The sequence below is a fragment of the Actinocrispum wychmicini genome (assembly GCF_004345645.1).
GTDB classification, from domain to species: domain Bacteria; phylum Actinomycetota; class Actinomycetes; order Mycobacteriales; family Pseudonocardiaceae; genus Kibdelosporangium; species Kibdelosporangium wychmicini.
Genome location: NZ_SLWS01000002.1, coordinates 311,845 through 336,023, shown reverse-complemented (window position 1 = coordinate 336,023; position 24,179 = coordinate 311,845). Strand labels below are relative to the sequence as shown.

Here is a 24,179-nt window from a genome sequence, read left to right as displayed (position 1 = left end):
CGGCCGAGGCCGGACTCACCATGCCTGACCGGCTGTCGGCTGGTCACTGGGCGCGCGCACCCGGCTCAAGCGGCCTGGGTGTGCGGATGCCCAATGGTGTGGATTGTCGGATTGCCTCTTGACGGATGGTGAGTCAACGCACATCCTAACGAACATTCGTTAGGAAGGTGTGGGTGGATGGCTAGCGTGACGTTCGAGGGCGTGTCGAAGCGGTACGGCGACGTGACCGCGGTCGACGGGCTGTCGCTGGACGTGCGGGACGGCGAGTTCATGGTGCTGCTCGGCCCGTCCGGGTGCGGCAAGACCACCGCGCTGCGGATGGTCGCCGGGCTGGAGGAGATCAGCGACGGCACGCTGCGGATCGGTGACGACGTGGTCAACCGGGTCGAACCCGCCCAACGGGACGTCTCGATGGTGTTCCAGAGCTACGCGCTGTACCCGCACATGACCGTGCGGGGCAACATCGAGTCGCCACTGATCGCCCGCCGCTACCCTGTGGACGGTACGACCCGCAAGCTGACCAAGGTGGAGCGCGCCGAGCGGGTGGCCGAGGCGGCACGGGCGTTGGAACTCACGCCGTATCTCGACCGCAAGCCGCGCGCGCTGTCCGGCGGGCAACGGCAACGAGTCGCGCTGGCCAGGGCGATCGTCGGCCGGCCCAAAGCGTTCCTGATGGACGAACCACTCTCCAACCTGGACGCCAAACTCCGCACCCAGACCCGACGGGAACTCGTCGAGCTGCACCAGCGGGTCGGCACCACCGTCATCTACGTGACGCACGACCAGACCGAGGCCATGACGATGGCGACCCGGATCGCGGTCATGTCCGCCGGCCGCCTGCAGCAGGCCGGCACACCCGAGGAGATCTACACCGCCCCGGCCAACCAGTTCGTCGCCCGGTTCCTCGGCTCGCCGCCGATGAACTGCCTGGACGGGAAGGTGACCGTCGAGGGGATCACCGTGGGTGAGGCGTGGTTCCCGATCCCTACCGGGCTGCGCACCCGGCTTGAGGAGGGCCGACTGGTGACCGTCGGAGTGCGGCCGGAGCACCTGTCCCTCGACGCCGCGGGCACGGTGAAGGCACAAGTGCGGGCCAGCGAGTGGCTGGGCCACGACCGGTTGGTGTTCTGCACGCTGGACGGTCAGGACCTGCTGGTCCGGGCGACCAGCGACCCGCCGAGCGGCGTGGTCACCTTCGCGGTCGACCCGGCCAACGTGCACGTGTTCGACACCGAGTCCGGGCAGCGGCTGACGTGATCGCCAGACTGAAACAGTACCGCGCCAGGGAAGTCGGCCTCGCGCTGCTGTTCCTCGTGCCGTCGCTGGCGATTTTCGTCATGTTCTTCTTCGTGCCGCTGGTGAAACTGCTGTCCTGGGGCACGTACAAGAGCGTCCGGGGCGGCGCCTCGTACCGGTTCGTCGGCCTCCAGCAGTACGTCGACGTGTTGACCGGCAAGGAGTTTCTTGGCGGGGTCTGGCGCAGTGTGGCGATGATGCTGATCACCGTGCCGGCCGGCCTCGTGCTCGGGGTGCTGCTCGCCACGGCCGCGCACCGCCGGCTGCGCGGCATCAAGGTGTTCCAGACCATCTTCTCCACCACCATCGCCACGTCCGGAGCGGTCGCCGCGGTGGTCTTCGCCATGCTGATCAACCCGACCATCGGCGTGTTCAAAGTGGACTGGTTGCAGAACCCGGACATCGCGTTGTTCGCGGTGTCACTGTCACTGGTCTGGCAGACCCTCGGGGTGTCGTTCGTGATCGTGCTGGCCGGGTTGCAGGCGGTGCCCGAGGAGGTGCTGGAGGCGGCCAGGCTGGACGGGTACGGCCCGGTGCGCCGGATGTTCCGGGTCACCGTGCCGCTGATCTCGCCGGTGCTGCTGTTCCTCGCCGTGGTGCTGACGATCTTCGCGCTGCAGGCTTTCGCCCAGATCGAACTGCTGACCCAGGGCGGCCCCGGCAAGTCCACCCAGACCCTGCTGTTCACCGTCTTCCACAACAACAGTCCGGAGACCCGTGGTGTGGGGGCGGTGCAGTCGGTGGGCATGTTCGTGCTGACCGGGCTGGTGGCGCTGCTGCAGTTCGGGCTGCTGAGCAGGCGGGTGCACTATGGTGATTAGGAAAACGGGCTGGTATGCCCTGCTTGGCGTGTTGTCGCTCATTGTCCTGTTCCCAATCTACCTGACCTTCGTGCGTGCCCTCACGCCGCCGGTCGAGTTCGCGTTGCAGGACTCCCCGCTCTATCCGGCCCACCCGCAGTGGAGCGCGTTCGCCGAGGCGTGGACACGCGCCGGGCTGGGCCACGCGGCGCTACAGAGCCTGATCATGACCGTGCTGATCACGCTCGCCCAGGTCGTCACCGGCGTGCTGGCCGCGTACGCGTTCGTGTTCCTGAAGTTCCCGTTCCGGCGGCTGCTGTTCGCGGTGTGCATGGCCACCATGCTGCTGCCGATCGAGGTCACCCTGCTGGCCAACGTCGGCACGATCCGGGACCTGCACTGGATCGACAGCATGCAGGCGCTGGTGCTGCCGTTCGGGGCCAGCGCGTTCGGGATCTTCCTGCTGCGCCAGGCGTTCGCCGGGATTCCCTCGGAGATCAAGGACGCCAGCCGCCTGGACGGGCACGGCCATCTGCACCTGCTGTTCCTCATCGCTGTGCCGCTGACCCGGCCGGTGGTCGCGTCGTTCACGTTGATCGCGGCATTGGGCGCGTGGGGCCAGTACCTCTGGCCGAGAACCGTCGTGGAGAGCAGCGAAGCGGCCACCCTCCAGGTCGCACTGCGCGGGCTCAGCTTCTCGGCCAACGACCTCAACCTGCTGCCGGCCGGTGCCCTGATCACCGCGGTTCCGGTGCTGTTCCTGCTGATCGTCTTCCAGCGACAGATCGTCCGCGGCCTCACTGCGGGTGCGGTGAAAGGATGAACATGCGTAGATCCGCAAAGCTTCGCGCGGTGGCGTTGACGCTCGCCGGCTGGCTCACGCTGGCCGCCTGCGGTGGTTCCGGCGGCGACGAGCCGGCCGCGGCCGGGTCGGCCTGCCCGGTCGACGCGCTGAAGGACGCAGCCGGTCCGGTGGAGATCCAGTTCTGGCACAGCCGGTCCGCCGAGGTGGAGAAGACCCTGCAGAACCTGGTGCAGCAGTACAACTCCAGCCAGAGCAAGGTCAAGGTCGTGCTGAGTCAGCAGGGCCCCGCGGCCGACCTGACCGCGAAGTACAACTCCGCGATCGGCCCGAACCAGCTGCCCGACCTGGTCGACGTCGACCCGAAACGGCTGCGGTCGTTCATCGACAAGGGCACGCTGATGCCCGCCGAGTCCTGCGTCCGCGCGTCCGGCGGCAACCTCGACCAGATCGTGCCGGTCGTGCGCAACACCTACACTCTCGACGGCAAGTACTGGCCGGGCTTCGCGCACGTCACAGTGCCCGTCCTGTACTACAACAAGGCCCAGTTCAGCAAGGCCGGTCTCGACCCGGACAAGCCGCCGGCGACGCTGACCGAACTGCTCGACGACGCCCGCAAGCTGAAGGCGGCCGGGGTGAAGGCGCCGCTCAGCTTCCGGCAGGACCCGCAGATCATCAACTCCTGGCTGGCCGGCGCCGGTGCCGACATCGTCAGCAACGGCAACGGCCGCAAGGGCCCCGCCGACAAGTCGACGTTCGACAACCCGACCACCCGTACGGTCTACCAGTGGCTGCACGACATGAAGGCCGACGGCCTGCTCAAGGAGTACCCGTTCAGCCTGGCCAGTCCCGACCACTTCCTGTCCATCGTGAACCAGACCGCGACGATGACCATCGACACGTCCAGCGCGGCCAGCTCGGTGAAGGCGTTCCTGGCCGGCAAGACCATCCCGGGACTGGACCTGGTCGCCGCCCCGCTGCCCGGCGTGACCAAGGCCGGTCAGGTCAATGTGGACGGTGGCGGCTTCTACCTGGTCAGCAAGTCCAGCCCGGCCAAGCAGGCGGCCGCATGGGACTTCATGAAGTTCATGCAGGGCAAGGACAACCTGGTCACCTGGAACAAGGAGGGCTCCGCGGTACCGTTCGTCAAAGGCATCTCCGACGACCCCGCGCTGCAGGCGTTCTACAAGACCGACAGCGCCGGCAAGATCCTCGCCGTCGCCGCCGACGAACTCGCACGGGTCGACCCGAACAACCCCGCGCCGGCCATCGGCCCGTACGACCAGTTCGAGCGGACACTGAACGCCTCCACCGAGAACCTGCTGTCCGGTGGCAAACCGGTCGACGACGTCGTCAAGACCACCGACACCGCACTCAACGACGCACTGAAACAGTACAACGGATGACCGAGACTCCCTGGTGGCACGACGCCGTCGTGTACCACATCTATCCCCGCAGCTTCGCCGACGAGAACGGCGACGGCATCGGCGACCTCGCCGGTGTCCGATCGTCCCTGGACCACCTCGTCGACCTCGGCGTGAACGCCTTGTGGCTGTCGCCGTTCTATCCGTCCCCGATGGCCGACGGCGGTTACGACGTGGCCGACTACCGCGACGTCGACCCGCGCTTCGGCGACCTGGACGACTTCGACGCGCTGGTGTCCCACGCGGCGTGGCTGGGCATCCGGGTGATCGTCGACATCGTGCCGAACCACTGCTCCACCGCGCATCCGTTGTTCCAGCAGGCAATGGCCGCCGGACCGGGCAGTCCGGAACGCGAACTGTTCGTGTTCCGCGAGGGCCGCGGACCCGCCGGGGACGAGCCGCCGAACAACTGGCCGTCGTCGTTCGGCGGACCGGCGTGGACCCGTGTCCCGGACGGGCAGTACTACCTGCACCTGTTCGATTCCGGGCAGCCTGACTGGAACTGGCGCAACCCGGCAGTGCCGGCCATGTTCGAGGACGTCCTGCGGTTCTGGCTCGACCGTGGCGTGGCCGGGCTGCGGATCGACGTCGCCAGCGCCCTCTACAAGGACCCCGACCTGCCTGACCTGCCCGACGGGCGGCAGCCCCGCCTGGTACCCGGCCCGTACCGGCATCGCGTCGAACTGCACGAGCTGTACCGGTCGTGGCGGACCATCCTCGAGTCCTATCCGGACGACGTGTTCCCGGGGCGACGGACCGCGATCGGCGAGATCTACGCCCTGCCCGAGGATCTGGCGCCGTACGTGGCGTCCGGCGGGCTGCCCCAGCTGTTCAACTTCTTCCTGCTGTTCGCGCCCTGGGACGCGGCGGCCGTCCGGGCGGCCATCGAGACCGTCACCGGCCTGACCGCCGGATCGGACATGGTGGCGCCCTGGGTGCTCGGCAACCACGACGTCGCCAGGATGGCGAGCCGGTACGGCTGGCAGGACCCGATCTACACCGTCGTCGATGGACGTTCCTACCAGATACCGAACATGCCAGTTGAGTCCGAAGTAGACACCGCGGCCGGCGCCCGCCGGGCGCGGGCGGCGGCGCTACTGATGCTGGCCCTGCCCGGGTCGGCCTACATCTACCAGGGTGACGAACTCGGCCTGCCCGAGGTCTTCGACATCCCGGACCACGCGCGGGACGACCCGATCTGGTGGCGCTCAAGCGGAACACTGGCGACTCGCGACGGCTGCCGGGTGCCGCTGCCGTGGTCGGGCGGCGCACCGCCGTACGGCTTCTCTCCGGACGGCATGGCCACCTGGCTGCCGCAACCCACCGACTGGGCCGACTACACGGTCGCCGCCCAGCTCGCCGAACCCGACTCCACGCTGAACCTGTACCGCGCGGCCATTTCGACACGGCCGCGCGGCGGCCCGATGGCCTGGGTCGACACCCCGGCGGACACGTTGCGGTTCACCCGAGGCGACAGCTTCACGTGCCTGATCAACCTCGGCTCGACACCTGTGCCGCTGCCGCCACACCACCGTGTGCTGCTGGCCAGCGGCCGAGTCGACGACCAACTGCCGCCGGACACCGCGGTATGGCTGAAGAACCCGGAGGCGGAGTGATCGACGACGCGGTACCCAGCCAGGAAACCATCGTCTCCTGGATCGAACAGATCGTCGAGCAGGGCATCCGACGCTCCGGCTACCCGGCGGACATCTGGACGGAACGCTTCTGCACTGAGGAGTTCCGTCGGCTCGGCATGCAGGACGTCCGCCTCGAACCGGTGCCGACCCTGCGGTGGGAGCCGAACGACTGGTCGCTGGAGGTGCTGGCCGGCGACGCCGCGCCCGTTGTCCTGGACTGCTTCCCGGTTCCGTTCGCGGCCCCGGTCGACGGCCTGGAGCTGGAACTGGCCGCGTTCGACCCGGAAGACCCCGCGGCGGTGTCCGGCAAGGCATCCTTGTATGACATCCGCTTGATGCGGCTGCCGGCAGCGCTGTTCATGGCCGTCGGCGACGCGCCGGAGTCACAGATGGCCAGCCGCCGGCTCGACTCGGCGAACACGCTGTCCCAAGAGGTCGTGCTGCCGTTCGCGCTGGAACGCATGCAGGTGATGGAACCGTCGATGGCGGCCGGCGCCTCGGCGTTCATCGGGTGCCTGGCCGACTATCCCGGCGACTCCTGTGACTACTTCGTGCCGTATGACGCGGTGCAACGGCCCATCCCCGGAATGTGGATCCGCGGCAGCGACGGAGCCTGGCTGCACGAACAGCTCACCCGTGGCCCCGTCCGCGTCCGCCTGGCCGTGAAGTCGACCTGTCAACCGTTCCAGGCGAACACGGTCGTCGGCGAACTGCCCGGCGCCGACGAGGACATGGTGATCATCGGGTCCCATCACGATGGACCATGGGCATCCGCGGTCGAAGACGCCAGCGGGATCGCGCTCGTGCTGGCACAGGCCACATACTGGGCTAGCAGACCGGCCGCGGAACGCCCACACCGGATGGCGTTCGTCCTACACGCCGGACACATGGGTACCCTCGGCGATCCCGCCGACGCCCGGTTCATCGCCACACACCGCGCCGCGCTGGACGAGCGGCTCGTCCTGGCCGTCCACTTGGAACACGCGGCCAGCGAGTTCGCCGAGCAGGACGGCGAACTGGTGGCCACCGGCCTGCCGGTGCCCCGCTGGTTCTTCACCAGCCGCATCCCCCGCCTGGAAGAAGCGGTCATCGGCGCGATCCGGGCCGAGCACCTGGAACGGTCGATGCTGCTGGCCCCGAACGCGGTCGGCGAACGCCCCGGCACCGACGCGGGCGGCTACCACCTCGCCGGCTACCCCATCGTCCAGTTCCTGACCGCGCCGTTCTACCTGTTCGACAAGATGGACACAGTGGACAAGATCGACCAGGATGGTCTGGTGCCGATCACCAGGACGACCATCCGCATCCTTGAATCCACCCGTGGCGTCGCCGCGGGCGACATGCGCGGAGGGGCCCGGTGAAGCCGCTGCGGTGGGGAATCATGGGCACCGGCCTGATCGCGGGCGGGTTCGCCGCTGACCTACGCGATACTGACTCCGGCACGGTGGTCGCCGTCGGTTCGCGCAGCCAGGCGTCCGCCGACAAGTTCGCCGACCGCTTCGACATCGACCGCCGCCACGCGGACTACGCGGACCTGGCCGCCGACCCGGAAGTCGACGTCGTGTACGTGGCCACCCCGCATCCCCTGCACCATCCCAACGCACTGCTCGCCTTGCGGGCAGGGAAACCCGTGCTGGTGGAGAAAGCGTTCACGATGAACGCCGAGGAGGCGCGCGAACTGGTCGCCGTGGCCCGCGACGCCGGGCTGTTCCTGATGGAGGCGATGTGGACCCGGTTCCTCCCGCACATCCAGCGAATCCGTGAGCTGGTCGCTGATGGCGCGCTGGGTGACATCGTGACCGTGACCGCCGACCACGGGCAGTGGTTCGCCGAGGATCCCGACTTCCGGTTGTTCTCGCCCGCCTTGGGTGGTGGCGCGCTGCTGGATCTGGGCGTGTACCCGGTCTCCTTCGCCTCCATGATCCTCGGTGCGCCCAGCCGGATCATGGTCATGAGCGATCCGGCCTTCACCGGTGTCGACGGGCAGACCTCGATGCTGTTCGGCTACGACAGCGGGGCGCAGGCGGTCCTCACCTGTACGTTGCGGGCGAAGAGCCCCACCAGGGCGTGCATCGTGGGCACGGATGCCCGGATCGACATCGACGGCGACTTCTACGCACCGACGTCGTTCACCCTGGTGCCACGCCGGGGGGAACCGATCAGGGTGGAGCGGGACCACCACGGCCGCGGCCTTCGCCACCAGGCGGACGAGGTCGCTCGCCGGTTGGCGGCCGGCGAGACCGAGAGTCCACTCATGCCCCTGGACGAAACCGTCGCGATCATGGCGACCATGGACTCCGTTCTGGCCCAGGCTTAGGACTCCGCGTCGAGGGCCTTCAGCGTGAACTCGAAGGCCCGTTCGCTGAGGATGGCGGCGATGTGGCCGTCGTGGTTCTCTTCGCAGCCGTCCTGCAGGATGATGTTGGTAGCGTTCGGGACATCCAGCTGGCCGCTGCGCAACGGCACCACGACGTCGTCGTACGTGCTCTGGATGTTGGTGTACCGCACGCCGTCCACTGCCGCGGTGCCACCGGAGTTCAGCTCGCGCATGAAGTCCGAGTCAGGGGAGAACTGAAGGAACGCGGCACCCGCACGCCAAGCTAGCTTCCGGAGCGGGGACGGCAGTGCGCGCGCCCGAATCGCCTTGGTGGTGCCCGCGTAGTTCGGCGACACACCCACCAGGTGGTTGACCACCGCGGCGCCGCCGAGCACCTTGATGTAATAGGCCGCGACGGTCGAGCCCTCGGACGCGCCGACCAGGTCCACCTTGGCCGCCCCGGTGTGCTCCAGCACCTTCGCCACGAACGATCCCACGGTCTTCGCGCTGGCCACCATGTCGGTGACGCCACCCAGCTTGGGAAGCCACGAATGGGCGCCATAGGTGAGTGAGTACGCGCAGTAGCCTGCCGCGGCCAGCCTGGCGCCTTTCTTCGTGTAAGCGTTCTTGTTGGACCCCATGCCGTGCAGAAAGATCACCGGGTAGGGGTGTCGTGACGACGGCTTGCACGTCAGGTCGTTGTACCCGGCGGAGGGCCTGGTGCTCATGTCTACCACCGTAGGACCTGGCTGGCGGTAAGTCGTTGTGCGGGCGCACAAAACGGTCCGCGACATCGGCGGCACGCGCCCAGAGACGCCGCCCTCGATGTCCTGCACCATGGGTGAACTTCGGTGCCAGAACAGAGAGGTTCGTCACCATGGGAAGACACTTTGGACACACTCGGCTATGGAAAGCGGCCGTCGCGGTCACTTTCGCCGCCACCGTCATGATGGCCGGAGTCGGTCAGGCCGTAGCGGCCGACCAGCCGACACCGCCGACGCAGCCGGCCGCCGGTGCACTCGGCGGCGCCGGGCCGTGCGGCAGCAGCAGAACCGACGAGGCGAACAAGACGGACTGGGGACTGTGGGTGTGGCTCTACCAGCCCACCGGCACGGGCACGCCGCGCAGTGGGGGAACCTGCGACGATGCCAAACGGCCGGTGGTGTTCATGACGCACGGCTGGGGTGCGATGTGGCCATGGTGGTACCAGGGCGTCATCGACAACATGGTCAGCAACGGCTACATCGTGGCATTCGCGAACTACACCTCCCTGCCCGCGGCCGATCTCGACTGGTATGCGGACATGACCTACCCGCAGGTCGACCACGGCTGGGTGCAGGCGACGACCATGACCACCCGGATGGACCTCGCCAACATCGGCTTATGGAGCCATTCCTACGGGGGTGGCATGACCCCATGGCTGTCGAGCAAGGTTGAGGGGCACGGTTGGGGAACCAGTTCTTTCTGGATACTCATGAACGACCCGCGCTACCTGAAGAAGGTCCCGGCTGATCCCCAGGACATCACGTTTCCGAAGAACACGCGTGTGCTCGTGGTCAACTGGGGTACCGGGAACGACACGGTTCTCCCCGAATACGACCGGATGCGGGCGCCCGGCGGCACGAAGGAGCGGGTGCGGGTGCTCAGCGACAACAGCCACCCGGACGTGAAGGTCTACACCGCGGAGCACACCAGCTCCAACGACTGCCCCGACGGGGAGAAGTTCGACCAGCTCGGCGTCTACTTCGAGTGCCATCGCAGCCACATCCAGTATTACGGCCTGTACCGCAACTGGCAGGCGTTGGCGGACAGTGCGCGACTGGGCGCACAGCTCGGCGACCTCACTGGCATGGGAATCTGGAGCGACGGTATCCCGGCGACGGCGGCCACGATCATGGACCCGCCGCCGGCCAGGTAGCGCATTATGATCGGGATATGACGGCGATCGGCAGCGGGTACTGGCGCGACCCGCTTGTCACGCGGATGGCCAAGGAGTTGCTCGCCGGAAACGCCGACGAGCTGGCTGACCGCGCGGCCGAGGCGATGTTCGCCGAGATCGACCGTTACCAGGCGCTGAACGCCCAGCAGCGGGCCGACGTGCGCGAAAACATCGCGCATGTCGGCCGCGGGTTGCTCACCAGCCTGGCCAACGGTGATCCGATCCGGACCGATCCGGTGCAGCTCGGCGTGCGGCTGCGGGCCGCCCAGGGCATGTCCCTCGGCGATCTGCTGCACGCCCACCGGATCGGCCTGCGGATCATCTGGGACGCGATCATCGAACGCGCGTCCGCTGACTCGGACATCCCCGCGGACGAGATGGCCCGTGCGGTGTCGTCGGTGTGGTCGGTGGTCGACGTCTTCTCGACCGCGGTCACCGACGCCTACCAGGACACGCTGGTCGACCTCGCCCGCCACGACGAGCGGCAACGCCTCGCGTTGCTGGATTCCCTGATTGACAACAGGATCGCCGACTGGTCCACATTGGGCGGCACGACGCAGGCACTCGGTCTGCACGAACGCGGCAGCTTCCTTTGCGTGGCGGCTGATCTGACCGACGACGGATCGGCGCTCAACCGGGCGTTGCGCAGGCTGGGGATGCGCTCGGTGTGGCGACCGCGCACCGACGACCAGGTCGGCATCGCCTCAGCACCGGCCCGGACCGACATCGCCCACGTCGTCGAGGCACTCACCGCGGTGGCGACCGGTCGCGTCGGGGTCAGCCCCTGGTACGCCCGCCTGTTCGACACCGCCGCCGCCCTGCGGATGGCCGGCAGCGCGCGAACCAGCCTCCCGGTGGGTACGCGCGGCGCGGCGGCTCTCGACACCAACCCGGTCGGCGTGCTGGTCGCCGCCGCGCCCGAGATCGGCGCTCACGTCGCCGACTCGGTGCTCGCACCCCTGCTCGCCCAGCCCGACCACGAACAGCTGCTCGTGTTCCTGGCGGCCCGGCTGGACACCAAGGGCTCGACCGGTGACGTCGCCGACCGGCTCTACTGCCACCGCAACACGGTCCGAAACCGGCTCGACCGGATCGAGAAACTCACCGGCCGGTCGTTCGAGCGCCCCGCCGACGTGGCAGCCCTCTTCGCCGCACTGTCGGCGCAACGCCTGCGTGACCGCCCGTGAGCCCTGTCCGACCCACTTCCTTTTTGGTGTTGTCCCTGGTCTAGCGTTCCTAACGAATGTTCGTTAGGGTGTGGGTTGTGTCACCATCCGCCAAGGGGCATCCGGGCGACACCCGGAACCTTCCCGAACTCCTGCCGCCTCGCGCCACCATGACCGGCACCGTCCGGCGGCTGTTGGAAACCGCGGTCGTGCAATTCGCCGAACGCGGCTACTACGGCGTGTCCGTCCGCGACATCACCGCGCAGATCGGCATCCGTCCCAGCTCGATGTACGCGCACTTCTCCGCCAAGGAGGACATCCTGGCCGAGCTGGTGCGACTCGGCCTCGACGAACATCGCCACCGGCTCCAGCAAGCGGTGCTGGACGCCGGGTCGGGGGCCACCGACCAACTTCGTGCCCTGGTCCGCGCGCACGTGCGAATGTACGCCACCTACCCGTTGCTGATGCGGGTGTGTGATCGGCAGGAACACGCACTGCCCGAGTCGGAGCTGAAGGCGACGCTCGAGACCCACGTCGACGCGGCCAGCATCGGCATGGAGGTGCTCCAGCGGGGTGTCGCGGCAGGCGAGTTCGTTGACAGCGACCCGTTCCTCACCACGGCCGCGATCGCCGCCATGGGCATCCGCGTCGCGGAATGGTACGGCGCCAGCCACTTTCACCAGCTCCAGGTCCCGGACATGCCCGACGCCGGTGTGACCCGCGAGCGGTACACGATCGACGAGATCGCGGATACGTACGCCGATTTCGCCGTCCGGATGGTGTCACCGTCCGGCTGAAGAAACCCACTCCCATGTGGCAAGGAGGCCGTCATGGAAAGGGCACGTACAAAACGTCGGCTCGCGTTGGTGACGCTTGTGGTCAGCGCCGTCGCGCTGACAGGCGTCGCTCCCGCGAGTGCTACGACGGACGACGCTCCGCTGACCGTCACGACCGACTCCGGCAAGATTCTTGGCACCACAACTGCATCCCTGCGTCAGTTCAACGGAGTCCCGTACGCCGCGCCGCCGGTAGGGGACCTGCGGTGGCAGCCGCCCGCGGCCGTCAAATCGTGGGACGACGTGCGTGACGCGACCAAGACGGGCTCGTCCTGCCCGCAGGACAAGGGCACCAATGAGGACTGCTTGTACCTCAACGTCTCCACGCCCAAGAAGCTGCCCGCCGACGGCCACAAGCTGCCGGTGATGGTGTGGATCCACGGTGGCAGCTTCAAAACCGGCTCCGGCGCCGACTACAGCCCGGACAAGCTGGTCAACGACGGCACCGAGAACATCATCGTGGTGACCATCAACTACCGGCTCGGTGCGCTCGGCTTCCTGGCCCACCCGAAGCTCGCCGGCACGGACGGCGAGCTCGGCAACTACGGCATCATGGACCAGGAAGCGTCCCTGAAATGGGTGCAGAGCAACATTTCCGCGTTCGGCGGGGACGCGGACAAGGTGACCGTCGCCGGCGAGTCGGCGGGCGGCATCGCGGTCTGTGCCCTGCTGGCGAGCCCCAGCGCGGCCGGGTTGTTCCGGGCCGCGATCGACCAAAGCGGCCCGTGTCAGTCCATGACCCAGGACCAGGGCACCAAGGCGGCCGACACCTTCGCCACCAACGTGGGCTGCGCCGACGCCGATGACGTGGCGAAGTGCCTGCGCGGCCTGTCGGTCGACAAGATCATGGCCGCGCCGACGCCCAGGCTGGACGCGACCTCGGGCGGCACCATGATCCCGCTCCCGCTCGGCGACGCGATCGTCCAGGGCAAGTTCAACAAAGTCCCGGTGATGATGGGGAACAACCGTGACGAGATGTCGTTGTTCGTGTGGGCGAACTACGACCTGAAACTCAAGTACATCTGGCCATGGGAGTACAAGAGCACGCTGGCCAAGGAAGTCCCGTCACTCGACGAAGACCAACTCAAGGCCATCGTGGAGAAGTATCCGGTGAGCGACTACGAGTACAACACCAACCGCACGCTCAGCGCGGTCGAGACGGACTGGGCGGTGTGCAAGTCCATCCCGGCGATGGCCAAGGGGATCGCCGACCAGTCGTCCGCGTACGTCTACGAGTTCAACGACCGGAACGCGCCGCAACCACCGGCGTTCTTCGGGATGGGCGCGTACCACGCGAGCGAGCTGATGTACCTGTGGACGATCTGGGTCGGCTCCGGTGACTTCCGGCTGGACTTGCTGCAACTGTTGTTGAACTCGGAGCAGAAGAAGCTCAGCAAGCAGATGGTCAAGTACTGGACCCAGTTCGTGGCGACCGGCGATCCCAACCCGGACGACCTGACCGCCATGCCCAGCTATGACCCGACGACCAAGGAGATCCTGTCGTTGCAGACCGGCGGCAACAAGGTGACCGAGAAGTTCAGTGACGAGCACCGCTGCGACTTCTGGGCCGACTACCCCGCGCCGGCCTTCCAGCAGTCGCACGGCTGACAGACTCGCGGGCCGGTGCCGCCCTTTCCGCCGATAGACGGCACCGGCCTGCGACCACGGTAGGAGAAGACATTGGATGCCACGGTCCGATGTGCTCATGCCGTCCGGTCCGTAATGTCAAGCGGCGAACCCGGGAGGGGAGTGCCACAATGACAATGCGGTCGATGGCGGTCTGGACGATTCAGTATGGCTTGTCCGGCTTGGGGATGCGGATCGGGAGCCGGCGTGGTGACCTGATCTCCCGGCTGGTTGCCGATCCGAGGCTCCGGGAGGACCCGTTCCCGGCCTACGACGAGATTCGCGCGATGGGCGCGATGGCGCATGGCTCGTTCATCAGTGCCACCGCCAACTACGCGACCGCCACCGAGTTGCTGCGCAGCGACATCTTCCAGGCCGGGCCCACACCTGTGCCCTTCCCGCGGCTGGCGCGGCTGCTGGACGCCGTGCGTGAACCGCGGGCGCTCAGCGTCGTCGACCCGCCCTCGCTGATCGCGATCAGCGCGCCACAGCACACCCGGTTGCGCCGGCTCGTCACGCGCGCGTTCACCGCCCGTGCCATCGCCGCGCTGTCGAAGCGGGTGGAGGGACTGGCCAACGAACTGCTCGACCGGATCGAGGCGACCAACTCCGGCACGTTCGACGTGATCGGCTCGTACGCGGCGCTGTTGCCGGTGACTGTGATCGCCGAGATTCTCGGCGTCCCCGCCGGCATGCGCGACCTGTTCCGTGAACTGGGCGACGATGTGGCGCTGGCCCTGGAACCCGGCATGCCCTGGCGCGACTACCGGCGTTCCGACGCGGCCAGCCGGCGCTTTCACGCCTGGTTCGACGAGCACATCGCCCGGTTGCGTCGTGAACCGGAGGACAACCTGCTCAGCCACATGATCCAGGCGGCGGACGGCGCCGACCGGCTCACCGACACCGAGCTGCGGGTCACCGCGATGCTGGTGCTCGGCGCCGGCTTCGAAACCACCGTCAACCTGATCGGCAACGCGGTTCCGCTCTTGTTGGCCAACCCCGGCCAACTCGACCGTCTCCGGCGGGAACCCGCCGGCTGGCCGAACGCGATCGAAGAAGTGCTCCGCCACGACTCTCCGGTGCAGTTCACCCTGCGTATCCCTCGGGAGGACGCCGAGGTCGCCGGCACCTCGCTCCCGGCTGGCCGGCCGGTGCTCATCCTGCTGGGCGGAGCCAATCGTGACCCGGCCGTGTTCCCCGACCCGAACGTGTTCGACACCGCCCGCGCCAACGCCCGGGAACATCTCGCTTTCTCCTCAGGCGTGCACTTCTGCCTCGGCGCCCAACTCGCCCGTCTGGAGGCGGCGACCGCCACCCGGGTGCTGTTCGAGCGGTTCCCCGACCTGCGCCTGGACGGCCGGCCCGTCCGCCGCGGCAACCGCGTACTCCGCGGCTACACCCACATGCCGCTGGCTCCGCAGGCACGTGTCGGCGTCGAGCCGTAGGAAGGCCGCGTTTGTTGACCAGCATGTCGACCGGTCCGGTCGACATGCTGGTCCGGGTTCAGAGCAGGACGCCGCAGTTGGGCTTGAAGTCCTTGGGCAGCGGGCCGTTCGGCACGGCGAGGGCCTTCTCGACGTACTGGCGGGTCACGCCGTCGACGGCCTGCAGGGCGTGTTCGACCGGCCGCCAGGCGCAGTCGTCCTGGATGATCCGGTTGGTGACCTGGTCGGCCGGCCCGGCCAGGGCCTGGTTGGTGTACGGGAAGTTGACCTGGTCGAACTTGGTCTGGATGACGGTGTAGGCGACACCTGGTTCGACGTCGTGGCCGGCGTCGAGTGTCCGGTTGAACTTCGAGCCGACGGCCTGGTCGGCGCAGGCCGGGCAGACGAAACCGACCTGCCCCGCCAGCGGGAACTCGGTGCCGTGGTTGGTCGGCGCCATCCCGATCAGCCGGCTGGTTTTCGCTGTGCCACCAAGGAACCGGAGGTACCAGCGGGGGAGCGCGCCGCCCTGGCTGTGGCCGACGATGGACACCTTCGCGGCGCCCGTGGCGGCGAGCACGCCGTCGACGAAGACCTTGAGCTGCTTGGCGGACTCGGCCATCGGCCCGGTGCCGATCGGGCCGCCGTAGTCGATGGAGAACACGCAGTACCCGAGTGATTTCAGCCGGGGCGCGAGCAGCGCGAAGTTGATCGCGCCGGGCACGAACGTGCCGTGTACCAGCACCACGGGTTCAGGGTGGGTCGCGGTGGGTCGGCAGCTCCAGTTGTTGGCACCCACCAGGTCGGCGCCGGGGGAGGCGTACTTCTTGGCGGCGGCGACCGGATCGGCCTGGGCGGAGGCGGCGAGTGGGGCGGCGACGAGACCGATCGCGGTCAGGGTCGCCACTGTGAAACGACGTAGGGACGAGCGCATCAGTGGGCTCCTTAGTTCGTCTGGTTGACCAGGACGGACACGCCGTCCTTGCCGACCAACGTGACGACGTTGCCGGTGGTCAGGTCGGGCTTGCCGTCGCCGGTGAAGTCCGCGGTGGCGATGGTGTTCGTGCCGATCCCGCCGGTGGACAGCAGTTGCTGCTTGGCGAAGTCGATGTCCGGCGAACCGGCCGGTGTGGTGTTCACCAGCACCGAGACACCTTCGATCAGACCTGGCACGGAGACGTCGTTGGCCACCGCCAGGTCGGGTTTCCCGTCGCCGTTGTAGTCCGCGACCGCGATGTCCTCGGCCAGGAACCCGGTGCCGAACGCGCGCTTGTTGTCGAACTTCGGTTCCAGGGAGCCAACGGGTGTGTTGTTGGTCCACACGTACACACCGGCGCCTGGCGTGCTGACCGTGCTCGCGGCGGCGATGTCGAGCTTGCCGTCGCCGTTGAAGTCGGCCAGGCCGATCGCGGTCGCCAGCGGCGAGAAGATCTGCTTGACCGGCGCGAAGGACGGCTTGCCGGCACCCGGTTTGGTGGTGTTGAACAGGACGGACACCTGGCTGGAGATGGTGTTGCCGATGACCACGTCGGGTTTGCCGTCGCCGTTGAGGTCGCCGACGCCGATGCCCTCGGACCCCCAGCCCTCGGTGAAGAACTCCGGCCCGGCGAACGACGGCTGCTGCGCGCCCCGCTGGGTGGTGTTGATCAGGACGGACACGCCGGTGACGAACGGGCTGGCGAAGTTGCCGACGATGATGTCCGGCTTGCCGTCGCCGTTCATGTCCGCCGCCGCGATCTGGGACGCGCCCAGACCACCGGCGAACTGGCGGGCTTCGCCGAAGCCGGCGGTGGTCGCGCCGTCGGGGGTCTTGTTGGTGAACACCGAGACGGCGTTGAAGTAGACCGACCCGGTGTTGGCGGCGGCGATGTCGGCCTTGCCGTCGCCGTTGAAGTCGGCGGCGGCCACGCCGGTGGTGGCCCAGCCGGCGTTGAGGTTGGCCGGCTTGCCGAAGACGGGCGCACCCGCCCCGCGCGGGGTGGCGTTGAGCAGCACGGACACCCCGTTCCAGCCGAGCTGGCCGGCGTTCGCGGTGACGATGTCGGGTTTGCCGTCGTTGTTGAAGTCGGCGGTGCGGACCGACCATGGCAGGCCGGCGCCGATGGTGAAGTTGGTCGCGCCGGAGAACTCCACCTTGGTACCGGTCATACCGGCGGACGCCGGCCCGGCCAGCATGGCGGTGGTGGTCAGTACCAGCCCGGACAGCACGGCGGCCCGGCGTCGGGTGGGTGTGAAACCACGGTGTTCCACAGTGCCTCGCTTTCGTTGACATGCAGGGATGACGGAAAGCAGCTGAATTTGGCGAGACGGCTTTTCAGATGCCGCGCTCTTCATCATTCGGCACGGCGGCGCTGGCGTCTCTCCACTGTGAACGCAAAGTTTGCCTCGCCAGTTTGTGAGATGTCACAATCTGGTCGTGACCCTGCCGGCCATCCGCCCGGACGCCCCGCTGATGCGCCGACTGCCGCCGCGGATCCGCGAGCTGGCCGCCCGCACGATGGCCACCTGCCAGGCCGAGCTACCGCTCTACGCCCTGCTGCCCCAGGAGGAGATCGACGGCGAGATGGCCGACATCGTCGTCAAGAACATCCGGGTCTACCTCGACTCGATCCGGGCCGGGCGGACGCCGACCGAGTCCGAACTGGCCACGATCATGAGCTCGGCCATGCGTCGCGCGGAGGAACGGATCCCGCTCGCCGATGTGCTCGCCGCGTATCACATCGGTGCGCGTGTCTGCTGGCAGGCGATGATCCAGCTGGCCGGTCCGGACGACACCGATGACCTGCTGGCCGCGGGCACCTACATGATGACCCACATGCAGGCCGTCACCGCGGCCATCTCCACTGCTTTCCTTGAGGTGCAACAAACCATCTACGGCGAGGAACGCGAAGCCCGTCGTGCGCTGTGTGCGGCCCTGCTCGCCGGACAGCCCGCGGAGGAGTTGGCCGACAAGGCCGGAGTTCCCATCGCGCCGGCTTATCTCGTGCTCGCCATCGAGGTGCTCGTCCCGCAGACCGGTGACTCCACCACCACGGCCGGTGCCGCGGTCGCCGCACGCCGACGGATCCGCCGGACCCAGGGCGAACTCGACGCCTTCGCCCAGGCGCCGGTGATCGGCACCATCGACGGCGGCACTGGCATCGCCCTGCTGCCCGCCGCGACGGCATCCCTGGACACCATGCGCACCGGCCTGCCCGATCTGGTCGCCCGGCTCACCGACGCCCTCGACGCGCCGACCGTCGCCGCGGTCTGCGAAGCCACGACCCCCGCGCGTCTACCCGAAGCCGCCGACCAAGCCCGGGAGATCACCCAGCTCGTCCGCGCGCTGCACTACCCACCGGGCCTGTATCACCTGGACGACGTGCTGCTGGAGTACCAGCTCACCCGCCCCAGCCCGGCACGCGATCGCCTCGCCGCGCGCCTGGCCGAACTCGCCGAGCACCCGCACCTGCTGAACGCGTTGCGCGCACACGCACTGCACGGCAACAACAGGCAGGCCGCCGCGGCCGAACTGCACGTCCACCCCAACACGTTCGACTACCGGCTGCGCCGCGCGGCCACCATCACCGGGCTTGACCCGGCCCGTCCCGACCACGCCCGGGTGATCGCCGCCGCCCTCACCGTCCTGGACCACGCCTGACAGTCCTACTCCCGGATGCCGATCGCCGCCACCGGGTCCTGCCGCAGCGCGAGCCGGGCGGGGATCTCGGTGGCGATCAGGCCGAGCAGGGCGACCAGCCCGATCAGTCCGAAGTAGATCGCCGGCGGCACGTCCGGGATCGGTGAGCCGGTCGTCGCTTTGCTGAACGGCACGAGTGTCACCGCGGCTATCGCGGAGCCCGTGAGGATCGCGGTGAGCACCAGGACCAGGCTTTCCCATCTGATCATCCGGAGTGCTTGCCGTCGGGTGCCGCCGACCAGCCGCAGCAGCGCGAGCTCCCGCGACCGGGCGCTGGTGGCCATCACCAGGGTGTTGACCACGGCGATCCCCATGTAGACCAGGATCAACCCGACGACCAGGAAGTTCACCCAGGCGTTCGCCTGCAGCTCCTGCGCCTGCGCGGCCCGCACCGAATCCCGGTCCGCGAGGCCGAGGCCGGGAAAGGACTGGCCGAGCGCGGTCAGGGCCGCGGTCACCGCCGCCCGGTTCGCGCCGGGGTCGAGGCGGACCAGGATCTGCTCGTCGCGGGGGCTGGTGGTGTGCCCGGCCACGACGGTGCGGTCGATCACGGCCTGGCCCAGCCCGTTCTCCCGGTCAAAGACGGCGACGAGGCGCAGCTCGGTCGGCGTGGTGTCACCGAGCCGCAGCTTGACGCGGTCGCCGATCCGCGCGCCGAGGGTGTCGGCGAGCTGCTGGGACAGTGCCACATCAGAGCCACGGACCTGGTCCAGGCTGCCAACGCGCACTCGCATGTCCAGGTTCAGGCTCGGCCGCCCCGGGTCGATCGCGAGCGCGTCGACGGTGTGTGCCTGGATCGCGCCGCCGGACGTGTGTTCCTCGATCAGCTGGGTTTGCCGCAACGAGGTGGCCGAGGCCACTCCTGGGATCGCCCGGACCGCGTCCACCGCGGCGGTGGGGATGCCGTCCGGGGCGCTGAGCGTGTAGTCGGCGGTGATCGTCGCCTGGGTGTCCTCCTCGGCGCCACGCAGCATCGTCGTCTGGGTGAAGATCGACACGCAGCCCAGGCCAACCGCCAGCACCAGCGGGGTGATCGAGCCGGCCATCCGCCTCGCGTTGGCCAGGTTGTTCCTGGTCGCGAGATATCCGCTGGCCCGGGCGCCGCGCAGGATCGGAGTGGTCAGCACGGCCGCCACCTTGGCCAGCACGGGGCCGAGCACCGCGGCCGCGACGATCAGCACCATGGCGACCCCGCCGGCGCTCGCCGCGGCGGCCGGCCCGGTGAGCTGGTTGGCCAGCACCACCCCGGCCACGCCCACGGCCAACAGCACCAGTCCGGTGATCAACCGGCCCGCACCGATCACCTTCCGCTCGGCGGCGGCCTCACCGAGCGCCTCCGTGGGTTTGAGCGTCGCCGCCCGCCGCGCCGCGATCCGCCCGGCCACCAACGCGGCGACCACCAGCGCGGCGACGACCACCAGCGGCGGCAGCGGCCCGTACACGACGGCGACGTCGGTGGGCAGAATCCCCCGATCGACGAACAACGAACGCAGCCACTTCGCCAGCGCCAGGCCGGGTAGGCAGCCGAGCAGCCCGGCGACCGCGGCGACGATCAGCGCCTCACCGCAGATCATCCGGCGGATCTGCCCCGGCGTGGTCCCGATCGCCCGCAGCAGGGCCATTTCCCGGAGCCGCTGCCGGACCGACACCGCCAACGTGGCCGACACCACGAACAACGCCACCATCATCGCCGTCCCGCCGAAGGCGGCGGACAACGCGATCAACGACGCCAGCGAGTTGCCCGCCGTGAGGAACTCGACCGAGCCGCGGTCGAGGCCGGTGGCGACCACGAACCCGTGCTCCGGCAGGGCCTGCTCGATCCGATCGGCCAGCGTCCGCGGGTCGGTGCCGGGCTGGGCCAGCACGCCCAGCGCGTCCACCCGGCCGGGGTGCCCGGCGAGTTCGGTGGCCTTCGGCTCGCTGAAGAACACCGCCGGCTGCCGGGCGTTGTCCAGCGAGGCGACGCCGGCCACGCGGTACGGGGTGAGCCGGTCGTCGACCTGCAACAGGACCTGATCCCCGACGCCAAGACCTATCGACGCGTCCAGCACGACCTCGTCCGGCCGGGTCGGTGCTGTCCCCGCCCGCAGCTGGTACGGCGCCAACTCGGCACTGGCCCAGGAATGGCCGACCGCCGTGGTCCCGGGACTGGCGATCGTCACGGGGAAGGACACGTCCGGCACCACTGCCCGCACCCCGGCGACCGCGGCGATTTCGTTCGCCACAGTGGAGTCCACCCGGACCCGTTCCCGTAGCTGCTGCGACTGCGCGGAGGTGGACCCGGTGGTGTCCCGGTCAGCCGGTTGGGCCGGAACGTACGACTGGTCACCGGCCACCACCACGGCCGCAGCCTGGTACCGCTCGGTGGGCACCCCGCCCGCGATCCCGGTTTCCAGCAGCACCCCGCAGGCGGTGAGCAGGGCCGAGGCGAAGAACAACGCCACGAACGCCGCGATGAAGGAACCCTTGCGGGCGCGCAGAGTCCGGACCGCGAGTCTCAGCATCCCGCACCCCAGTCGTCCAGATGCGCCATCCGGTTGGCGACCTGGTCCGCCGACGGCCGGTCCAGGTGTCCCACCAGGCGGCCGTCGGCCAGGAACACCACCCGGTCGGCGTAGGAGGCGGCGACCGGATCGTGGGTCACCATGACCACCGTCTGCCGGTGAGTGTCCACAACCGACCGGAGCAGCCGCAACACGTCAGCCCCCGTCCTGGTGTCCAACGCCCCGGTCGGCTCGTCCCCGAACACCACTTCGGGCCGGGTCACCAACGCGCGGGCGATGGCCACGCGCTGCTGCTGTCCGCCGGACAGCTCGGCGGGCCGATGCCGCAACCGCTGCGCCAGGCCGACCTGCTCGACGACCTGCCGCAGCCATTCCCGGTCGGGGCGCCTGCCGGCCAGCCGCAGCGGAAGCAGGATGTTCTCCCGGACCGTCAGCGAGCCCATCAGGTTGAACGCCTGGAACACGAACCCGACCCGGTCCCGGCGCAGCCTGGTGAGCTGGTTCTCCTTCAGTGCGGCGAGGTCGGTGTCGCCCAGCCACACCGAGCCCGAACTCGGCCGGTCGAGACCCGCCGAGCAGTGCAGCAAGGTGCTCTTGCCCGAGCCGGACGGTCCCATCACCGCGGTGAACGTGCCCGCACCGAAGGAATAGGAGACCTCACGCAGCGCCTGTACGGCCGCGCCGCCCTTGCCGTACGTCTTGCTCACGCCCGCGACCCGCACGGCGGCCCGTGCCTGACTGTCCATACTCCAAGGGATTGTCGTCCGAGGACGGTTCCCTCGCAATTCGACAACCGCGGCAGTGTCCGGGTAAACCTCGGCGGTATCCCAGCCCTACAGTGGCAGGGTGGCGGTCACGTGGAATCCGCCGTCGGGCAGGGGAGTGGCCGAGAACTGCCCCCGATTCGTCACGGCGTGTTCCCGCATCGCGGTGAGCCCGTGCCCTACTGACCATTTGCGAAGTGTCCAGCCAGGGCCGTTCACGACGTCGATGACCAGTTCGGCCGGTGTGTAAGCCAATGTGACGCGGACCGTGGCGTCGCCCGCGTGTTGGAGCACGTTGGCCAGCGCCTCCTCGACGATCCGGTACGCGGCCCGATCGGTCCCGGCGGGAAGGGGAACCGGTGTTCCCGTCTGTTCGAATCGGACGGACACACCGGACGCCCGGACCGTCGACACCAGGTGGCCGACCTGGTCGATCCCTGGCCATGTCGGCGTTTCGGCCGGTGCGCGGATGGCCTTGAGCACACCGCGCATCTCGGCCAGGGTGTCGCGGGAAGCCGACTCGATCCGGCCAAGGGTGATCTTGGCCGCGGCCCGGTCGTCGTCAGTCAGCAGCCGACGCGCCCGGACCGCCTGGCCACGGACACCACCCAGGCATGCGATCACGACGTCGTGCAGATAGCGGGCGACCCGACCACGTTCGGCGGTGGCTGTCGCCGCCGCGAGGGAAGCCTGGCTGGAACGCAGCTCGTGTAGTCGCTGCTCGAGTTGGCCCGCTCGGATCGCGGTCTGCCTCGCACTGTGCCCCAGCAGCGCCGCCGCGCCCACCATGACGGCCGTCGCGACCGTGTGGTCGGCGGGCAGCCGGGCCCAGAGTTCGACAGCCACCGACGCGGCCATCCCGAACCCGGCCCATCCCCACCAGCCACGGACGGCGACGGCGTACGCGGTGATCACCACGGCGAAGAAGCAGCCGCCGCCTTTGACGCCCGCGGAGATCATCGCGACATAGCCCAGGACGGCCACCGCGTGGGCAACCCGGGGAAACCGCGGTACGACGGCCACCGATCCACCGCCGACCGCTCCGGCCGCGAGCAACGCGACATCCGGGAACCGTACGGCGGTAACCATGGTCGCCACCTGGGCGAGCGCCAGCACGCCGCCGAGGACGCCGTAACCGGCCCGCATCAGCATGGGTGCCGCGGTGGGTTGACCAGGCCGGTGGCGTACGCGAGGGACACCACCTGGGCGCGGGAGGACAGTTCGAGTTTGGCCATCAGTCGGTTCAGGTGGGTTGGTCCGGTCACCTTGGCTCCTCCGTGGCCCGTTGTCCTGTGTGCACAATTTGGACACAAGAATCCCCGCAGGCGCCGGAATCTGTCCATTCTCGGACACCCAGTCCCCCGCGCGGGGTAGTTAGTTGAACCGACCTAGGAGACAGGACGCACGTCGGACACGCACCACACCCCGTCCTGCTGCTCCAACTGCACCGTAACGACAGCGGAGTAGCGCTGTTCGTCCTGGCCGGACGCGCCACCCCCGAACGAACCCTCCACATGCACGACAGCGGTCGCGGTGCTGCCCGTGACATCCGCGCCTCCCAGTATCTGGGCCGCGGCCAACTTGTTGGTGAGTCTGATCGCGTGCAGCAACGCGGGTGTCACGCGCGGCCCTCCGGCGGCGAGCGCGAGGCCAAGGAAGACTTCGTCACTGTCGCGCTGGGCCGGGCAGACGAACCGTTTGGCGCCTGCGGTGTCGTTGTTCCTGATCGCGTCGGTGAACGACTGGGCCACCGATGTCGGCCGGGAACCGGCGAAGAAACCGGGCCACACGAACCCGCCAACGCCGACGACCACGCCGACGACAACGACACCTGCGACAATGCCGACAATCCGGCGAGTGCCTTTCTGCGGCCGTCCGCCTGGCCAGTCGTACGGTTGTCCACCGGGCTGCTGCGGCGAGGAAGTCACCGGGAACACTCTCCTCCATCGGCTGTCCCGGGACACT

The 24,179-nt window shown here is 68.7% G+C and carries 20 protein-coding genes; 13 read left to right on the top strand and 7 right to left on the bottom strand.

Annotated elements, in window-relative coordinates; all coding sequences use genetic code 11:
• The first annotated feature begins 177 nt into the window (after nucleotides 1–177).
• Genes EV192_RS10105 through EV192_RS10075 form a run of 7 tightly spaced genes read left to right on the top strand, consistent with a single transcriptional unit; the run spans nucleotide 178 to nucleotide 8,276 of the window.
• Complete coding sequence (locus EV192_RS10105) at nucleotides 178–1,257, top strand: ABC transporter ATP-binding protein (protein ID WP_132113715.1); 1,080 nt, start codon at nucleotides 178–180, stop codon at nucleotides 1,255–1,257.
• The gene (locus tag EV192_RS10100) at nucleotides 1,254–2,117 is read left to right on the top strand and encodes a carbohydrate ABC transporter permease (RefSeq protein ID WP_132113713.1); all 864 of its coding nucleotides are present in this window, start codon (nucleotides 1,254–1,256) and stop codon (nucleotides 2,115–2,117) included. The genes EV192_RS10105 and EV192_RS10100 overlap by 4 nt, the downstream gene beginning before the upstream one ends.
• On the top strand, nucleotides 2,110–2,919 hold the full coding sequence (locus tag EV192_RS10095) for a carbohydrate ABC transporter permease (RefSeq protein WP_207925963.1): 810 nt from the start codon (nucleotides 2,110–2,112) through the stop codon (nucleotides 2,917–2,919). The genes EV192_RS10100 and EV192_RS10095 overlap by 8 nt, the downstream gene beginning before the upstream one ends.
• Before the next feature lie 2 nt (nucleotides 2,920–2,921).
• Nucleotides 2,922–4,304, top strand: a complete 1,383-nt coding sequence (locus tag EV192_RS10090; RefSeq protein WP_165960326.1) for an ABC transporter substrate-binding protein — start codon at nucleotides 2,922–2,924, stop codon at nucleotides 4,302–4,304.
• The gene (locus EV192_RS10085; protein ID WP_132113707.1) at nucleotides 4,301–5,938 is read left to right on the top strand and encodes a glycoside hydrolase family 13 protein; all 1,638 of its coding nucleotides are present in this window, start codon (nucleotides 4,301–4,303) and stop codon (nucleotides 5,936–5,938) included. Before EV192_RS10090 ends, EV192_RS10085 begins: the two co-directional genes overlap by 4 nt.
• On the top strand, nucleotides 5,935–7,320 hold the full coding sequence (locus tag EV192_RS10080; RefSeq protein ID WP_132113705.1) for a zinc-binding metallopeptidase family protein: 1,386 nt from the start codon (nucleotides 5,935–5,937) through the stop codon (nucleotides 7,318–7,320). Before EV192_RS10085 ends, EV192_RS10080 begins: the two co-directional genes overlap by 4 nt.
• On the top strand, nucleotides 7,317–8,276 hold the full coding sequence (locus EV192_RS10075; protein WP_243726753.1) for a Gfo/Idh/MocA family protein: 960 nt from the start codon (nucleotides 7,317–7,319) through the stop codon (nucleotides 8,274–8,276). Before EV192_RS10080 ends, EV192_RS10075 begins: the two co-directional genes overlap by 4 nt.
• Here the strand turns inward: EV192_RS10075 and EV192_RS10070 are convergent.
• Entirely contained in the window at nucleotides 8,273–9,004 is a 732-nt protein-coding gene (locus EV192_RS10070; RefSeq protein ID WP_165960325.1) for an esterase/lipase family protein, read from the bottom strand. The two genes, EV192_RS10075 and EV192_RS10070, sit on opposite strands and share 4 nt — an antisense overlap.
• Nucleotides 9,005–9,153: 149 nt before the next feature.
• Here EV192_RS10070 and EV192_RS10065 point away from each other — a divergent pair, with 149 nt between their 5' ends.
• The 5 genes from EV192_RS10065 to EV192_RS10045 all read left to right on the top strand — a co-directional run bounded on the left by EV192_RS10065 (nucleotide 9,154) and on the right by EV192_RS10045 (nucleotide 15,288).
• Nucleotides 9,154–10,194, top strand: coding sequence for an alpha/beta hydrolase family protein (locus tag EV192_RS10065; RefSeq protein WP_132113701.1), 1,041 nt, complete (start codon nucleotides 9,154–9,156; stop codon nucleotides 10,192–10,194).
• Nucleotides 10,195–10,211: 17 nt separating this feature from the next.
• The gene (locus EV192_RS10060) at nucleotides 10,212–11,402 is read left to right on the top strand and encodes a PucR family transcriptional regulator (RefSeq protein WP_132113699.1); all 1,191 of its coding nucleotides are present in this window, start codon (nucleotides 10,212–10,214) and stop codon (nucleotides 11,400–11,402) included.
• A gap of 77 nt (nucleotides 11,403–11,479) precedes the next feature.
• A complete protein-coding gene (locus EV192_RS10055) occupies nucleotides 11,480–12,178 on the top strand; it encodes a TetR/AcrR family transcriptional regulator (RefSeq protein WP_165960324.1) in 699 nt (232 codons plus the stop codon).
• Nucleotides 12,179–12,211: 33 nt separating this feature from the next.
• Nucleotides 12,212–13,825, top strand: a complete 1,614-nt coding sequence (locus EV192_RS10050) for a carboxylesterase/lipase family protein (RefSeq protein ID WP_132113695.1) — start codon at nucleotides 12,212–12,214, stop codon at nucleotides 13,823–13,825.
• Between the two features lie 164 nt (nucleotides 13,826–13,989).
• A complete protein-coding gene (locus EV192_RS10045) occupies nucleotides 13,990–15,288 on the top strand; it encodes a cytochrome P450 (protein WP_243726752.1) in 1,299 nt (432 codons plus the stop codon).
• Nucleotides 15,289–15,346: 58 nt separating this feature from the next.
• On the opposite strand, the gene EV192_RS10040 is transcribed toward EV192_RS10045, so the two are convergent.
• Both EV192_RS10040 and EV192_RS10035 read right to left on the bottom strand, forming a co-directional pair.
• Nucleotides 15,347–16,201: an esterase/lipase family protein gene (locus EV192_RS10040; protein WP_132113691.1), complete on the bottom strand. Its 855-nt coding sequence runs from the start codon at nucleotides 16,199–16,201 to the stop codon at nucleotides 15,347–15,349.
• Nucleotides 16,202–16,212: 11 nt separating this feature from the next.
• Entirely contained in the window at nucleotides 16,213–17,517 is a 1,305-nt protein-coding gene (locus tag EV192_RS10035; protein ID WP_165960323.1) for an FG-GAP repeat domain-containing protein, read from the bottom strand.
• A gap of 166 nt (nucleotides 17,518–17,683) precedes the next feature.
• On the opposite strand from EV192_RS10035, the gene EV192_RS10030 reads away from it, so the two are divergent.
• Entirely contained in the window at nucleotides 17,684–18,907 is a 1,224-nt protein-coding gene (locus EV192_RS10030; protein ID WP_132113687.1) for a PucR family transcriptional regulator, read from the top strand.
• Nucleotides 18,908–18,912: 5 nt separating this feature from the next.
• Here EV192_RS10030 and EV192_RS10025 read toward each other — a convergent pair whose 3' ends face one another.
• The 4 genes from EV192_RS10025 to EV192_RS10005 form a co-directional block, all read right to left on the bottom strand.
• The gene (locus tag EV192_RS10025) at nucleotides 18,913–21,450 is read right to left on the bottom strand and encodes an FtsX-like permease family protein (protein ID WP_132113685.1); all 2,538 of its coding nucleotides are present in this window, start codon (nucleotides 21,448–21,450) and stop codon (nucleotides 18,913–18,915) included.
• Complete coding sequence (locus EV192_RS10020; RefSeq protein ID WP_132113683.1) at nucleotides 21,444–22,196, bottom strand: ABC transporter ATP-binding protein; 753 nt, start codon at nucleotides 22,194–22,196, stop codon at nucleotides 21,444–21,446. The genes EV192_RS10025 and EV192_RS10020 overlap by 7 nt, the downstream gene beginning before the upstream one ends.
• 87 nt (nucleotides 22,197–22,283) lie before the next feature.
• The gene (locus EV192_RS10015) at nucleotides 22,284–23,366 is read right to left on the bottom strand and encodes a sensor histidine kinase (RefSeq protein ID WP_132113681.1); all 1,083 of its coding nucleotides are present in this window, start codon (nucleotides 23,364–23,366) and stop codon (nucleotides 22,284–22,286) included.
• A gap of 236 nt (nucleotides 23,367–23,602) precedes the next feature.
• Nucleotides 23,603–24,142, bottom strand: coding sequence for a hypothetical protein (locus tag EV192_RS10005; protein ID WP_132113679.1), 540 nt, complete (start codon nucleotides 24,140–24,142; stop codon nucleotides 23,603–23,605).
• Nucleotides 24,143–24,179 lie beyond the last annotated feature (37 nt).

Excerpts from the sequence above, each read along its gene's own strand:
- EV192_RS10105 (WP_132113715.1), top strand. The coding sequence starts at position 178 with ATGGCTAGCGTGACGTTCGAGGGCGTGTCGAAGCGGTACGGCGACGTG.
- EV192_RS10090 (WP_165960326.1), top strand. The coding sequence starts at position 2,922 with ATGCGTAGATCCGCAAAGCTTCGCGCGGTGGCGTTGACGCTCGCCGGC.
- EV192_RS10085 (WP_132113707.1), top strand. The coding sequence starts at position 4,301 with ATGACCGAGACTCCCTGGTGGCACGACGCCGTCGTGTACCACATCTAT.
- EV192_RS10070 (WP_165960325.1), bottom strand. The coding sequence starts at position 9,004 with ATGAGCACCAGGCCCTCCGCCGGGTACAACGACCTGACGTGCAAGCCG.
- EV192_RS10065 (WP_132113701.1), top strand. The coding sequence starts at position 9,154 with ATGGGAAGACACTTTGGACACACTCGGCTATGGAAAGCGGCCGTCGCG.
- EV192_RS10060 (WP_132113699.1), top strand. The coding sequence starts at position 10,212 with ATGACGGCGATCGGCAGCGGGTACTGGCGCGACCCGCTTGTCACGCGG.
- EV192_RS10050 (WP_132113695.1), top strand. The coding sequence starts at position 12,212 with ATGGAAAGGGCACGTACAAAACGTCGGCTCGCGTTGGTGACGCTTGTG.
- EV192_RS10045 (WP_243726752.1), top strand. The coding sequence starts at position 13,990 with ATGGCGGTCTGGACGATTCAGTATGGCTTGTCCGGCTTGGGGATGCGG.
- EV192_RS10040 (WP_132113691.1), bottom strand. The coding sequence starts at position 16,201 with ATGCGCTCGTCCCTACGTCGTTTCACAGTGGCGACCCTGACCGCGATC.
- EV192_RS10025 (WP_132113685.1), bottom strand. The coding sequence starts at position 21,450 with ATGCTGAGACTCGCGGTCCGGACTCTGCGCGCCCGCAAGGGTTCCTTC.
- EV192_RS10020 (WP_132113683.1), bottom strand. The coding sequence starts at position 22,196 with ATGGACAGTCAGGCACGGGCCGCCGTGCGGGTCGCGGGCGTGAGCAAG.
- EV192_RS10015 (WP_132113681.1), bottom strand. The coding sequence starts at position 23,366 with ATGCTGATGCGGGCCGGTTACGGCGTCCTCGGCGGCGTGCTGGCGCTC.